16 protein-coding genes are annotated in these 14802 nt (G+C 30.7%); 14 read left to right on the plus strand and 2 right to left on the minus strand.

Translation table 11 applies throughout. The features are described from left to right. Positions 1–3: 3 nt before the first annotated feature. The 4 genes from B3040_RS13615 (at position 4) to B3040_RS13630 (ending at position 4376) form a co-directional block, all read left to right on the plus strand. Positions 4–189 (plus strand): DUF6440 family protein, encoded by a 186-nt coding sequence (locus B3040_RS13615; protein WP_291574204.1) that lies wholly within the window; start codon positions 4–6, stop codon positions 187–189. 187 nt (positions 190–376) lie between these two features. After that, positions 377–1051, plus strand: coding sequence for a uracil-DNA glycosylase (locus B3040_RS13620; RefSeq protein WP_291574610.1), 675 nt, complete (start codon positions 377–379; stop codon positions 1049–1051). A gap of 560 nt (positions 1052–1611) precedes the next feature. Then, complete coding sequence (locus tag B3040_RS13625) at positions 1612–2799, plus strand: murein hydrolase activator EnvC family protein (protein WP_291574207.1); 1188 nt, start codon at positions 1612–1614, stop codon at positions 2797–2799. A 518-nt stretch (positions 2800–3317) separates the two neighbouring features. Next, on the plus strand, positions 3318–4376 hold the full coding sequence (locus B3040_RS13630) for a stage II sporulation protein P (RefSeq protein ID WP_291574209.1): 1059 nt from the start codon (positions 3318–3320) through the stop codon (positions 4374–4376). A 249-nt stretch (positions 4377–4625) separates the two neighbouring features. On the opposite strand, the gene B3040_RS13635 is transcribed toward B3040_RS13630, so the two are convergent. Then, entirely contained in the window at positions 4626–5564 is a 939-nt protein-coding gene (locus B3040_RS13635; RefSeq protein ID WP_291574212.1) for a hypothetical protein, read from the minus strand. 280 nt (positions 5565–5844) lie between these two features. Between B3040_RS13635 and B3040_RS13640 the strand changes: the two genes are divergently transcribed. The 10 genes from B3040_RS13640 (at position 5845) to B3040_RS13685 (ending at position 14030) form a co-directional block, all read left to right on the plus strand. Next, positions 5845–6045, plus strand: a complete 201-nt coding sequence (locus tag B3040_RS13640) for a hypothetical protein (protein ID WP_291574215.1) — start codon at positions 5845–5847, stop codon at positions 6043–6045. Between the two features lie 167 nt (positions 6046–6212). Further along, entirely contained in the window at positions 6213–6602 is a 390-nt protein-coding gene (locus tag B3040_RS13645; RefSeq protein ID WP_414632540.1) for an ArsR/SmtB family transcription factor, read from the plus strand. A gap of 134 nt (positions 6603–6736) precedes the next feature. After that, positions 6737–7150 carry an arsenate reductase ArsC gene (locus tag B3040_RS13650; protein WP_291574219.1) on the plus strand — a complete coding sequence of 138 codons (414 nt, stop codon included), beginning with the start codon at positions 6737–6739 and terminating at the stop codon, positions 7148–7150. Between the two features lie 155 nt (positions 7151–7305). Then, positions 7306–8367 carry an ACR3 family arsenite efflux transporter gene (arsB, locus tag B3040_RS13655; RefSeq protein WP_291574222.1) on the plus strand — a complete coding sequence of 354 codons (1062 nt, stop codon included), beginning with the start codon at positions 7306–7308 and terminating at the stop codon, positions 8365–8367. Between the two features lie 353 nt (positions 8368–8720). Further along, positions 8721–9029, plus strand: coding sequence for an arsenite efflux transporter metallochaperone ArsD (gene arsD, locus B3040_RS13660; protein ID WP_291574225.1), 309 nt, complete (start codon positions 8721–8723; stop codon positions 9027–9029). Between the two features lie 2 nt (positions 9030–9031). Beyond that, the gene (locus tag B3040_RS13665) at positions 9032–10858 is read left to right on the plus strand and encodes a TRC40/GET3/ArsA family transport-energizing ATPase (protein WP_291574228.1); all 1827 of its coding nucleotides are present in this window, start codon (positions 9032–9034) and stop codon (positions 10856–10858) included. A 281-nt stretch (positions 10859–11139) separates the two neighbouring features. Then, positions 11140–11508: an ArsR/SmtB family transcription factor gene (locus B3040_RS13670; protein ID WP_291574229.1), complete on the plus strand. Its 369-nt coding sequence runs from the start codon at positions 11140–11142 to the stop codon at positions 11506–11508. Between the two features lie 122 nt (positions 11509–11630). Continuing rightward, a complete protein-coding gene (locus B3040_RS13675; RefSeq protein ID WP_414632541.1) occupies positions 11631–12596 on the plus strand; it encodes a permease in 966 nt (321 codons plus the stop codon). Between the two features lie 164 nt (positions 12597–12760). Beyond that, positions 12761–12991 carry a thioredoxin family protein gene (locus B3040_RS13680; RefSeq protein ID WP_017413790.1) on the plus strand — a complete coding sequence of 77 codons (231 nt, stop codon included), beginning with the start codon at positions 12761–12763 and terminating at the stop codon, positions 12989–12991. A 103-nt stretch (positions 12992–13094) separates the two neighbouring features. Continuing rightward, positions 13095–14030, plus strand: a complete 936-nt coding sequence (locus tag B3040_RS13685; RefSeq protein ID WP_291574235.1) for a CobW family GTP-binding protein — start codon at positions 13095–13097, stop codon at positions 14028–14030. Positions 14031–14177: 147 nt separating this feature from the next. On the opposite strand, the gene B3040_RS13690 is transcribed toward B3040_RS13685, so the two are convergent. Beyond that, entirely contained in the window at positions 14178–14750 is a 573-nt protein-coding gene (locus B3040_RS13690; RefSeq protein WP_291574237.1) for a nitroreductase family protein, read from the minus strand. Positions 14751–14802: the final 52 nt, after the last annotated feature.

Here is a 14802-nt window from a genome sequence, read left to right on the forward strand (position 1 = left end):
AGTATGTTTGATAACAATAAAAGATTCCAAGTTATTCACAAGGAAAGTTCACTTGGAGAGGGATGCAAGATATTTGTGGATAAGGAAACAGGAGTAAACTACTTATTTACTTGGGCTGGCTATGGAGGAGGGTTAACCGTGCTAGTAGATAGTGAGGGAAAACCAATAGTTAGTACAGTGGAAAGATAAAAAACTCTATAAAAAAAACATGAACTAGTAATCCAATTGATTACTAGTTCTATTTTTCATTAGGGGATTAATGAAAAAGCATTACTTTATCTTATTAATGTTATAATAGTATAATAACAGAGTAATATGAAGAAATTATAAAGATAATGTTTATATTATATTAACATAGGGTGAAGGGATGAAAGTAATGGTTAATTTTTACAATAAGTGGAATGAGTTAATTAGTGGTGAATTTGAAAAGGAGTATTACTTAAAGCTAAGAGAATTTTTAATTGAAGAATATAGAACTAAAACAATATATCCAGACAAACATGATATTTTTAATGCTTTAAAGTTTACATCCTATGAAGATGTAAAGGTAGTTATTATAGGGCAGGATCCATACCATGGTCCTAATCAAGCTCATGGGCTTTCTTTTTCTGTTCAGCCAAAGGTTCAAACGCCACCATCTTTATTAAATATGTACAAAGAACTTAAAGAGGATTTGGGATGTTTTATCCCTAATAATGGATATCTAGTGCCTTGGGCAGACCAGGGAGTGTTACTTTTAAATGCAGTACTTACTGTTAGAGAAGGTCAAGCTAATTCACACAGAAATAAGGGGTGGGAGAAGTTTACTGATAAAGTAATACAATTGTTAAATGAAAGGGAAGAGCCGGTAATATTTCTCCTTTGGGGAAATAATGCTAAAGAAAAGGGTGAATTAATTACAAATAAACACCACTTTATATTAACAACTGTGCACCCAAGTCCACTTTCAGCTAGTAGGGGATTCTTTGGTTGTAAGCACTTCTCTAAGACTAATGAAATTCTTAGAGACTTAGGAAAAGAACCTATTGATTGGCAAATTAAAAATCTATAATTAGTTAGTTATATTTATTATTGGGCTAGGTAGGAAAAGTACCTAGCTTTTTTTATTTAATATTTTTAGGCGGATATGTCAACGGATGGGTAAGTATGAATTAAAATTAAATATCTAGAAGGAATATGATAGAATATGTAGAATATGAAGTGGGAAGAAAAAATTGGAAGGTACAAACCCTTGTAATTTTATAATACTTTTAGTTATAATATTAGCAGGAAATATTATATTTATAGGAATATTATTAAATTTTCATAATAAATATAGTTATATACACATTTTTTTAATATTAACATTAAAAAAACTACATTTTTTTACGAAATATAATAATGCAGAGTTTTTTTACATTATATTATTCTGAATAAATGTAATACATATTTAAAAACTAAAGGAAACTTAAAGTTCCTTTGTAAGTAATCACCATTTTAATTTGCTTACATATGTCCAAATTCGACTTCACAAGGAATTTTCAAATTGTAGAAATAGATAATGGGATAAAGCTTATAAACTTATATTTATTAATAAGTTGGCAAAGGACAAGCTTTATAGAAGGAGGAAGTATGAATAAAACAGTAAAATTCATAATTGCTACAGTATTGTGTGGTAATTTATTAACCACAACAGTTATGGCTAATGAGTTAGAAACAAAGAAACAGGAAGCAGGCAGCATCCAGCAGGATATAAAAAAGAATAAGGAAGCTATTAAGGCTTTGGAAAACACTAAAGGTGATATATTAAAGGAAGTAGAAGGATTAAATAAGAATATTTCAGTTTTAGATGAAGAAGTTGAAGTGTTAAATTTAAAAATTGAAAGTACATCAGAAGACATCGTAAATCTTGAAGGAAAATCAAAAAAGTTACAGGAAGATTTAGAAAAAAATAAAGTTATAATGGAGAAGAGACTTAGAGCCTTATATATAAACCAAGGACAAGGGTATGTTGAAACTTTACTTCAAGCTGAAGGTATATCTGATCTTATAGAAAGAATAGAAGTTATATCAACGCTTATAAAGTACGACAAAGGTGTAATGGAGGAGTTTAAGAAGAATCAAGAAGAGTTAGCTTCTACGTTAAAGGAGCTTGCCTTAGAAAAACAAAGCCTTGAAGATTCAAAGGTTTTAGCACAAGGGAAGCTAGATGAATTAAATGAGAAGAAGGATGAAAAAAACACTCTAGTAGCTAAAGCAGAAGAGGATATAGATAATCAAGAAAAAATTCTTGCACAATATGAAGATGAATTTGATCAGGTTACAGCTATGATTAAGAGTATGGAACAACCATCAAGACCTTCAAGAGGAGGTTCATCAGGTGGAGGAAATTCCGAAGATAGCGGAAGTGGACAAGTATCTAATGGAGAAATTTATTCGATCACTGGAGGCGTTGCCTACCCTATAACTTCTGGATATGCTTATAGAAATGGTCCTTATAAGGGCGATGGTGAGTTTCATCCTGCTATAGATATTGGTGCCCCTCATGGTTCGGGAGTATATTCCCTAATGGCTGGAACTGTAGTTTATGCAGGGTGGATGAATGGATATGGTAATGTAGTAATAGTAAACCATGGAAGTATCAGTAGTTTATATGCACATAACTCACAGTTGTTAGTAAGTAAAGGCCAGCAGGTTCAAGGTGGACAAAAAATTTCTCTAGTTGGTTCCACAGGATGGTCAACAGGGCCACATATACATTTTGAAGTTAGAAATTCAAGTGATGAAAAAATAAATCCAACGTCCTACTATATATACTAAAATAGGATTACTAGGTAGGACAACATTAACTTAAAATGCATTTTAGCATAAATTGAATATTTTATTCTATAAGTTATACGAAGCACTCTCAAAATTACTATAATTTTGAGGGTGTTTTTTTTATAGCAATTATTAATATTACTATGGTTAAGAGTTATTAAATTCGTTCTCTATTACTTTTATTAAAACTAGTGCTTAAAAACAGTTCAAGAATGAAAATGTATCAATGATTAGTAATAAAAGCCTAGAGGTTTTTTGAATATGAGATGTACAGGGAAAAATAGCATAACTTAATGCTTATAACAAGGAAAAGTTTATTTTTTCAAAAGATTTTACAATTTAAGTAGCATAATAATTTCAAGCTATCATATAATTATATAAATTTACGGTATATAAATTTAAAGTGATTAACTTATGGGGAAGATTGATATTTAAGACTTTATAAGTAATTTAGGCACAATTATTTAGAGTATACATGGAGTTTAAATGTCAAAGTTTAATTTAGGTGGGGAAGAGAAATGAAGAAAAAAAGCAAGTTAAGTAATAGCTTTATGTTAACAAGAAAAAGTCTCAAAGCAATTGGAATTTCACTGATGGCCACTAGCATTATTGTAAGTGGATTAGATTTAGAAGTTAAGGCAGCGTCAGAGAATGCTAATAACAATAATAGTATAATATTTGAAAGTTTCATGAATAATACTATTTCTATTTTTAAGGCTAACTCAAAAGAGGAGCATAGTAGTATTTTAAATTTGTTCTCATTGAATCCTCTAAAAGTTATACATAAGGAGTTAGCTTTTTTAGAGTTTAATAATATAAAGGAAGAATTTATTGACGAGAAGGAAGATAGTAAAGTAGTTGAAGAAGCAAAGGTAGCAGAAGAAATTGCAATTAATCCATTCACTTTAAATGATAACAGTATTACTAAGGCAGAAAAGCCCTCTGTTGATGTTGTAGGAAATCCACAGGATAATTCGAAGAAAAAAATACTGATTTATCATTCTCATACTACTGAAGCTTATGATTTGAAGGAAACGAGAAAGATGGACTTAACACAAACAGTAGCTGGGGTTGGCGATGAGCTGGCAAAGGAATTTGAAAAACAGGGTTTCACAGTAATCCATGATAAAACAATTCATGATTTAGATTATAACTCAGCCTATGCAAAATCTAGAGCAACCATGAACAATTATTTTAAAAAGTTTGGAGACTTTGATTTTGTAGTGGATTTGCACAGGGATGCTGGGCCAGCAAAGGAAAATGTTACTGCTAAAGTAAACAATGAAAATGTTGCAAGGCTGGTAATAGTTACAACCACTAGTGATCCTAGATATAAAGCCCATATGAAAAATATAAATGCAATATTTAGTGTGGCAAAAGAGAAATATCCAAATTTGTTCAGAGAAAAAAATCTTCATACCAATTATAATGGTCAAAGGTACTATAATCAGGATTTAAGTGATAATGCCTTGTTATTAGAAGTTGGAGCAACTTCTAATACTGTTGAAGAAGCAAAAAATAGTATGAAGTATGTGGCTAGAGTTGTGGCTGAGGTTATTAATCAAAGAGGTAAGTAGTAATCATATAATAAATATAAACCAAAGGGACTATGTGAGGTTTACTTCACATAGTCTCTTTAGAAAATTAGTATCAATGGGGATAATTTAATCAAATATTGGGATGGGGTATTGATTAAATTTACGGTAACTTTATACTAGTATAAAGTTATGTAGATTATATGAAGATATCTTTTTTATTTAGTAGTAAAAAATATCTTACAAAGTTTATAACTATAATTTTATTAGAACACTATAAGTACATAGTATTTAGACACTTTCAATAAAGGCATTTAGTTCTTCTCTTTTAGCTCTAGCTTTTTCCTTCATGGATATTAAAGAAGTATTTAGTCTATTAGTAATAACTTGTACATTATTAGATACATTAATTACATTCTGGAGAGATTCTTCTATTTGTGATTGAACAACCCAGTCAGAAATTAATCCGTCAAAAAAGTAATCTGCAAAGGTGTCAAAGCTACCTACATTAAGAGCAAGATCAGAACCAATGCTCACATCTTTAAGCTCAGTCTCAAACTTATTAATAAGGTTTTGAGCTATAAAAGCATGATCATTCGCTTCATCAATTTTAGAATGTTTTGAAGCCGTTGCTAAAAAGCCACCACCAAACATATCCCAAGTTCCCCAGTTCTCAGCACTTTCTAAATCTGAAATCACCTCTTGTAATTTGGAGCGAACTGCATTTCCAGCAGCAAGTGCCTCTTCTAATTCTTTAATATTAGATTGGATATTAGCCAACTCTTCAGTAATATTAATTAATTGGAGTTTAGTTTTATCATTAACATTAAATATAAGTTTTTTCTTTTCCTCAACTAAAGTTTCATATTCCTTTTCACAATCATTATATTCACTTAAAGAAGCTTCGTATTTTGAAATAAACTGTTTTAAAGAAACTACACTGCTATGACATTCATCATACCTTAGTTTTGCAAGAAGTAACTCTTGCTTTTCTTTTTCTAACTGCTTATCCTTGTCTCTAAGAATAGTATGAAATAAAGCATTAATTGTTAAGCCTTCTAATTTCTTTACATCTAGAGTTTCCTTATCAAGTTCTTCTTTTAAGTCTTCAAGTTTTAAGTTTTCTTTTTCAAGGTTTTCTTTAGTAGTTTTAAGCATGGCTTGAAGCTTTTCAAAGTCCCTTAACTTCTCCTTTGACTTAATGATTTCATTAGTAATTTCTGTAAACATATATCCCTCTCTTTTCTGAAATAGATAAATAATTTAAAACTATTTCAAAGTTAATAAATTCTCTGGTAATTATAATAAATATTATAATTTATTTTCTATTTATTAGCTATTATACAATTAAGCCGTTAAACAGAAAGGTCAGCAATTAGCTATAACTATCTACTTATAGCTAGAAAAAAAGCAATAGATTTTAAAAAAGTAAATACACGAACAAGTGTTTGATAGAAGCTAAGTTTTATGGTATAATACTCTTATAGTTCTAATTAAGGGGTGTTAAAAATTGTACGAGAATTATTTAAAGACATCTTTAGAAGAGCATAAGGTAATTACAATAATGTATATGAAAAATAGTGAGATAACTCAAAGAAAAATTAAAGTATTAAAAATAAAGGATAAAGAGATAGAAGCCTTTTGTTACTTACGCCAGGGTATTAGACATTTTAGAAAAGAAAGTATTTTGGCGGCAGAATATATACAATAAATAAGCGAAGCTTTGAACATAACCCTCAGTAGTATTACAGGAGGGTTATTATTTTTTCGATTAATTCTTAGACTAGTATTTAAATTTTTTGATTACTGTAGCCAATATTGAAAAGTAGCATAATATAATGTATCATATGATTATAAACGAATATGTTAATATGAGGGGTGAATAAATTGGATTTATTACAAGTGATGAAAGCCTTAGCTGATGAGACTCGAATGAGAATTTTATATCTACTAACACATGGTGACTTATGTGTTTGTGAACTAGAACTTATATTAGATATAAATCAATCAAATGCTTCTAGACATTTAAACAAGCTAACTAATGCTAAAATTTTAGATTACTATAAAGTAGGTAAGTATGTTTACTACAAGATAAACGAAAAAGCTATAAAACAATATCCTTTCCTTTCAGAAATTATTAATAACTATAGTGATGAAATGGAATTATTTAAAGAAGACTCTGAAAGATTAAAGAAGTATAAGGATGCGGGATTGAATTGCGATAGTTTTAAGGATGGAAATTTAATATTAAAGGACATTATAAAGTAGGTATCTTGAATATAGTGATACTTTACAAGAGAACACACTATACTAGGATTAATCCGCAAGGGAGAAAGAACTTGGTAAAAAGAATTTACTGCTAAAGTGCAGTATTACTATATTTTGATTAAAGGAGAAATTTTATGAAACCAAAAGTAGCCTTTATATGTGTACACAACTCCTGTAGATCTCAAATTGCAGAGGCATTAGGAAAGTTATTTGTAGAAGAGATATTTGAACCATATTCTGCAGGAACTGAAACAAAGCCCCAAATAAATCAGGATGCAGTGCGAATAATAAAGGATTTATATGGAGTGAATATGAACCAAACTCAAAAGTCAAAGCTTTTATCAGATATACCAGAAGTTGATGTAGTAGTAAAAATGGGTTGTAATGTAGTATGTCCTTTTTTACCAGGAAAACACGTTGAAGATTGGGGATTAGAGGATCCTACAGGGAAAAGTGATGAAGAATTCATTAAAACAGCAAAGGTTATTGAGAATAAGGTTAAGGACCTAGCTAGGAGAATCCAAAGTGGAGAGCTTAATTTAAATTAAAAGGTTTTAATCTTATCATAGTTGGTAAAGTAGTTGAATATAAGGCAAAATTACTTTTAGGACATTTTAATAATAAACTAGTAGCTAATAAGTAGTTGACATGCTATAGTACTTGGTTAGGATTTTACATAAAAAATATATAGGAGGCATAGTATATGTCAAAAGAAAATAAAAAAGTGGATAAGGGTATAGGTTTCTTCGAGAGATACTTAACCCTTTGGGTTGCAATTTGTATTGTAGTAGGTATTCTAATTGGTCAAATTTTACCTGCTATTCCACAGACTTTAAATAAGTTTGAATATTATAATGTATCCATTCCAGTAGCTATACTAATTTGGTTAATGATTTACCCAATGATGCTGAAAATAGATTTTTCAAGTATAGTTAATGCTACAAAAAAGCCAAAGGGACTAATAGTTACCTGTGTTACAAACTGGCTTATTAAGCCTTTTACAATGTATTTAATTGCAGCATTTTTCTTTAATGTAGTTTTCAAAAGTTGGATACCTGTGGGTCTTGCAAAGGATTATTTAGCTGGAGCAGTACTTCTAGGGGCAGCTCCTTGTACAGCTATGGTATTTGTTTGGAGTCACCTAACAAAAGGTGATCCAGCATATACTTTAGTTCAAGTAGCAGTAAATGATTTAATTATTTTACTTGCATTTACGCCAATTGTTGCTTTTTTGTTAGGGGTAAGTGATGTTACAGTACCTTATGGAACACTAATACTATCTACAGTTTTATTTGTTGTAATACCATTAACTGCGGGTTACTTAACTAGAAAAACTGTGATAAAAAATAGAGGGTTAGAATACTTTAACACTGTATTCTTAAAGAAATTCGACAATATTACTATTATAGGTCTGTTATTAACGTTAATCATTATCTTCTCTTTCCAAGGAGAGATAATAATTAATAATCCACTTCATATAGTTTTGATAGCAATTCCACTAACAATTCAAACCTTCTTAATCTTTGGTATAGCTTATGGATGGGCAAAAGTATGGAAGTTGCCACATAACATTGCAGCACCAGCAGGAATGATTGGAGCTAGTAACTTTTTCGAGCTAGCTGTTGCGGTAGCCATTGCACTATTTGGGTTAACATCAGGAGCAGCACTAGCAACTGTAGTAGGGGTTCTTGTAGAAGTGCCAGTAATGTTAACTCTTGTTAAAATAGCTAATAACACTAGGCATTGGTTTAATGATAAAGCATAATACTGCTTTATGTCTTATAGATTTCCTTAGTTAAAGGTTAATTTACTCATTTTCGAAAATATTAAGGGAACCAATTTAGGTTCTATGTACAAGTTAAGTCTTGTATTTGGTCCCCTGTATACAGTTTAAATTTAAAATTAAGTTGTAAAACATGAATTCCCAGTTGAGACTTACTAGTATTCAACTGGGGATTTTGCACAAAATAAAATATATAAGTTTTTTCATGGTAATTCAATTCCTTGATTTATAACAATTTAATCTACATATAGAAAATTATAAATTATAATAATAGTTAAACTTAAAATTACATATTAAAAAACTAATAATATTAAGAATAAAAGGAGATATGAATTATGAAACTAGAATTTTTTGAGAAGCCAATGTGTTGTCCTACAGGTATATGTGGACCTTCTGTAGACGAAACTTTAGTAAGACTACAAGAGAATATAAAAACCTTACAAGAAAAATATAGTGATTTACAAGTGGAAAGATATCAACCACAAACCCATGGGCTTGTGTATATGGTAGCAAAGGATGTAGCACAATTTGTAAAGGAAGAAAAGATGAAAGCTCTTCCTATAACAAAGGTTAATGGAAAGATAATAAAAAAAGGTGAGTACCCAACTTTAGAGGAAATAGAAGATGCACTAAGGAGTGAATAAAAATGAATCCTAAGTTTATATTTTTTTCTGGAAAAGGTGGAGTGGGAAAGACTTCTATGGCCTCAGCTACAGCAGTATATAATGCTGATAAAGGCCTAAGAACACTAATTGTAACTACAGATCCTGCTTCTAATCTATCAGATGTATTTGAACAAGAAATTGGTCATAAGATAACAAAAATTAAAAATATAGAAAATCTTTATGCTATGGAAATAGACCCAGATAAGTCTACAGAAGAATATAAAGAAAGACTTTTAGCTCCAATGAGAGAGTTATTCTTTGATGAGGATATGATTAAGATTGCTGATGAACAACTAAGTGGACCTTGTACGGCAGAAATGGCTTCCTTTGATAAGTTTATTGATTTTATGGGAGAAGAGGATTATGAGGTAATAATTTTCGATACTGCCCCAACGGGTCATACCATAAGATTGTTGGAGCTTCCTATTGATTGGAGTAAGCATATTGAAGAAGCATCAAAAGGTAGTGGGCAAACTTGTATGGGGCCTGTGTCAATGATTCAGGAGAGTAAGGGAAAGTTTGATAGAGCCATAGAAAAGCTTAGAGATAAAAGACAAACAGAGTTCATCTTTGTTATGCAACCTGAGGCCACCTCCCTTGATGAGACCTTGAGATCCTCAAAGGAATTAGAAGAACTCCAAATTCCTACCTCAAAAATTATAATAAATGGCTTTATACCCAAGGCGGAAGCTAAAAACTCCTTTTTTCAAAGTAGATATGAAATGCAGCAAAGATATTTTGAAGAAGCTAAGAAAACTTTTAAGGGAATTCCAATGGACACTATGGAGCTATTTCATACAGAACTTAAGGGAATTGAAAAGTTTAAAATTATTGGGGAAGCCTTATTTAATAGAAGAACTATAAATAAGGAAGATATAAAAGCGGAGTTTAGTGATATTAAGGATATAATCTCACAAAAGGATGATATAAGTAATCTTATATACCCAAGAAAAAATAAGCATAAGAATATTTTCTTTTCAGGTAAAGGCGGAGTTGGAAAAACTGTAATGGCTTGCGTTACTGCTGTAAACACTGCATCAAAGGGATATAAAACACTATTGCTTACAACAGATCCAGCAGCCCATATTGGGAAGGTTTTAGACAAACCCATTGGAGATTCGCCGACTAAAGTAGAGGGAATTGAAAACCTTTATGCCGCTAAAATAGATCCAAAGGCTGCCTTTGAGGAATATAAGAAAAATGTATTAGAGGAGGCTAGAAAAAGATTTAATGAAAATACAGTGCTTACTATGGAAGAGGAGTTAAATTCCCCTTGTACAGAGGAAATGGCTGCTTTTCAAAAGTTTATTTCATATGCCAGTGAAGAGGCCTATGAGGTAATAGTTTTTGACACAGCACCAACGGGACACACTTTAAGATTACTAGAACTTCCAATGGATTGGAGTAAACAAATCCAAGTTAAGGCAGGTGGTGGGGCAGAAATAAGTGAAGAGGATAAAAAGCAAAAGGAAAGATTTGATAAAGTTATTTCTATGATGAAAGATAAGGATAAAACTACTTTTGCCTTTGTAATGTATCCAGAAAAAACACCAATAATTGAGGCTTATAGAGCCTCACAGGAACTAAAATCAGCTGGAATAGAAACTCAGCTGGTGGTAGCTAACTTAATAATTCCAGAAGACCAGGCAACTACTGATTTCTTTAGAAATAGAAGAAATATGCAGGAGAAATATTTAGTGGAAATAAAGAATACCTTTAATTCGTCTAAAATAGTGAGAGTTCCTATGCATGATAGAGAAATTAAGGGACTTGAAATGCTTAATAAAATCAGTATGGAGCTAGTTTAATAACATGAATTTGTTCATTATTTAATTTAAATTATAACAGGTTGCCCTAGAGTTAATTTAATCACTCTAGGAAACCTCTTTAAGTTTTATAGAACTTTAGAACACATAAATAGGAGAGTTTAAAACACAGTTTTAAAAAATATTATAACAAACTTATGTAGAGAATATTATTGACCATAAAAAATTTTAGAGTTATAATACTTATATACCCATATGCGTATATAAGTATTATGTTATTAATTTATAGAAGTTACAAAGAGTATTAAAGAAGAGGTGATATTTTGGATAAGTTAACAGATTTTTTTAAACTACTATCAGATGAAACTCGTTTGAGGATTTTAATCTTACTTTATCATAAAGAATTATGTGTATGTGAAATGTGTGGAATTATGGAGGAGTCTCAACCAAAGATTTCAAAACATCTAGCAAAGCTAAGAGATATGGGACTAGTGAGAGATGAAAGAAAAGAGCAATTTATCTTTTACTACTTAAAAGCAGAAGACGAGATGTTTAAAGAAATAATACATAAAATTGTAGAAAATATAGAGTCCTATGCTGTATTAAAAAATGATGTTGAAAGAAGTAGGGATGCAGAAAAATACTTAGAGACATGCAAAACTAAGGCTATAGAAGTGATAAAAAACAAATAAGATTACGAAGTATAAATTTTAACTTTAAAACTATAATTGGTGATTAATAATTTTTATTGGGGGTGTTTTTAGTGGGTATTATAGAAGTTGTATTTAGTACACTAAATAATGTTTTATTAAAAATGACTTGGCTTTGGGATTTAGTAACATTACTTGTAGAAAAGGTCTTTAGACTTTCTACCGAAGATAGGCTAGGTGGAAGTATACATTTCTTTATTTATGATACTATAAAAATATTTATACTATTATCAGTGTTAATATTTCTGATATCTTATATCCAAAGTTACTTTCCACCAGAGCGAACCAAAAAGATTCTTGGAAAATTTAAAGGTATAAAAGGGAGTATACTTGGAGCATTACTTGGAACTGTAACTCCATTTTGTAGCTGTTCTAGTATTCCTATTTTTATAGGCTTTACTTCAGCAGGACTACCCCTAGGAGTAACCTTTTCCTTTCTTATATCTTCCCCTTTAGTAGATTTAGCATCTCTTTTATTATTAATGTCCTTTTTCGGTGCTAAAATTGCTATAGCTTATGTCGTGGTGGGTCTAGTTCTTGCTATAGTAGGGGGAACTATTATTGACAAGTTGAATATGAAGGAATATGTGGAAGAGTATGTATTTGGAATTCCTAGTGTAGATGGGGAATTAGCAGAAATGACAAAGAAAGATAGAATAGCATATTGTAAAAGTCAAGTTGTAGAAATCATCCATAGAGTGTGGATATATATTCTAGTGGGTGTGGGTATAGGAGCAGCTATTCATAACTGGATTCCTCAAGAAGTTGTAGAAAGAATTATAGGAGGAAACAATCCTTTTGCAGTGGTACTTGCAACAGCTGTTGGAATTCCTATGTATGGAGACATTTTTGGAACCCTACCAATTGCAGAAGCACTTTTTGGAAAAGGTGTAGGTATTGGAACAGTACTATCCTTTATGATGGCAGTTACAGCCCTTTCACTTCCATCTATGATAATGCTTAGTAAGGTGGTTAAAAAGAAGCTTTTAGGTATATTTATTGGAATAGTAACTAGTGGAATCTTAATAATTGGATATTTATTTAATGTATTTTCTTATCTATTTATGTAAAGAGGAAATATAATTAAATTTAAAATTACTTTCACAATATTTTTCATGAAAGTGTTACTGTAGTTTGTACGACTTTAAATATTGCTTTTATATAATGAAAGAATTAAGTGATATCTAATATAAATCCATTACTATAGGAAATTTAAAATTATGGAGGTATGAAAATGGAAATTAAAATTTTAGGTTATGGTTGCGATAAATGTGATAAGGTAGAAAAAAATACAAGAAAAGCAATTGAAGAATTAGGAATTGAAGCTACCATAGAAAAGGTGGAAGACCTTAAAACAATACTTGGATATGGTGTTATGAGTACACCGGGTTTTATGGTAGATGGAAAAATTAAGTCTGTGGGAAGAGTACTTTCTACAGAGGAAATAAAGAAACTTTTAAAATAGAGTGAAGTTAAGCTTCAAAGGAACTAATAGAGGTTTATACACAAATTAAACCTTAACTTAGGTTTTCTAAATATAGTATTTTGAATTTAAAGGGGAGATAAAAATGACTAAAGAAAAAATTAATCTTTACTTACTTACAGGGTTTTTAGGCTCAGGTAAAACTACGGTACTTTTAAGAATTTTAGATAAACTTCAAAAAGAAAAGGTTGGAGTTATTCAAAATGAGTTTGGAAAAATTGGAGTAGATGGAACTATATTAAAGAGAGATAATATAGAAATGGTAGAAATCAATAAGGGATCTATATTTTGCTCTTGCTTACAACTATCCTTTGCTCAAGCTATGGCAGAGATGTCAAAAATGGATTTAAAATACTTATTCGTGGAGAGTTCAGGACTTGCTGACCCCTCTAATGTAGAAGAAATATTAGGTGGAGTAGAGGTTTTAGCTGGAGATGTTTATGACTTTAAAGGGGTAATTTGCCTTATAGATGGAGTAAATTTTTTAGAACAATTAGAGGATTTAGAAACTGTAAACCGTCAATTAAAGCATTGTCATATGGCTATAATAAACAAGGCAGACTTAATAGACCAAGTTCACCTTGAGAATGTGATTCAGGACGTAAGAAGTATAAACCCTAAATGTGATATTCAAGTTTGCTCTTATGGACAAGTTGAATTTGATTTCTTAGAGAAAAATCTACTAGAAAATAAATGGGTTGAAGGTGAAGCAACAACAAATTCTCCAGAAACCAAACCCAAAAGCTTATTTATGAACTTTAATGGTTCTGTAGAAAAAGAAAAGTTAGAGGCTTTTTTGAATGTTATTAAAAAGGATTGCTATAGAATAAAAGGCTTCTTTAAGCTAAGTGATGGATGGAACCAAGTGGATGTAGTAGGGAAAAATATTGACTACAAACCTTGTGAAGAGAAGGAAGTTTCTCAGTTAGTGTTTATATCAAAAGTAGGACCAAAGGTTATAAAACCTATATTTGATACTTGGGAAGAAATTGTGGGAGAAAAAATGGAGCTTAAGAATTAGATAAGTGGTATAAGTTCTAGGAAAACCATGTTAGGTCAATATTAAAATTTATTAAATAACTAGATTTTTTATTCTCATTGCATTGATAAAACAGCATATCTAAAGAGGTAAGGTGTAAGCTGATTTCAACTTATACCTTACCTCTTTTTATAAATCTAAAATAACTTCTTCTAAATTTCTTTTTGGTACATGATGAACTTTGTTCTCGTCACGGTAATATTTAATATCTCTAGCCTCATTTAGTTCCTCAAGAACAACCTCTTCCTTAGGTTTTCCAAGGGCAATGACTAAAAGTAGTTCATATCTTTCAGGAATCTTTAATCCTTCAATTAGCTTTTCTCTATCAATAGATCCAAACATACAACCTCCTAAGCCTTTTTCAGTGGCTCCAAGAAGTATACTTTGACATGCAATTCCATGATCCCAGAAATAGTTTTTACTGATCTCTTTATCAGCAACCATAACAATATATCCAGTAGGTCTTTCACCTTCTTCAGGTCCATTCCAATCTTTTAAGTATCCTGCCCATCTTAGATGAGGGAAGATAGTGTTATTTTTTTCTTCTGTATAGGAAATTATATATTTTAAGGATTGAAGATTTGCACCTGAGGAAGATAACCGTGCTAAATCTACAAGTTCTTTTAAGGTGCTTTCATCAAGCTTTACATCATCATAGAATCTTCTGTAGGTTCTGTTTTTAAGGATAAGATCTTTAATCATTGTAAAAACTCCCTTCATTTATATATAAGTATATTTTAACATATTTAACATT

The organism is Clostridium sp. UBA4548 (genome assembly GCF_002387895.1).
In the GTDB taxonomy this organism is placed as follows: Bacteria; Bacillota; Clostridia; order Clostridiales; family Clostridiaceae; genus Clostridium_J.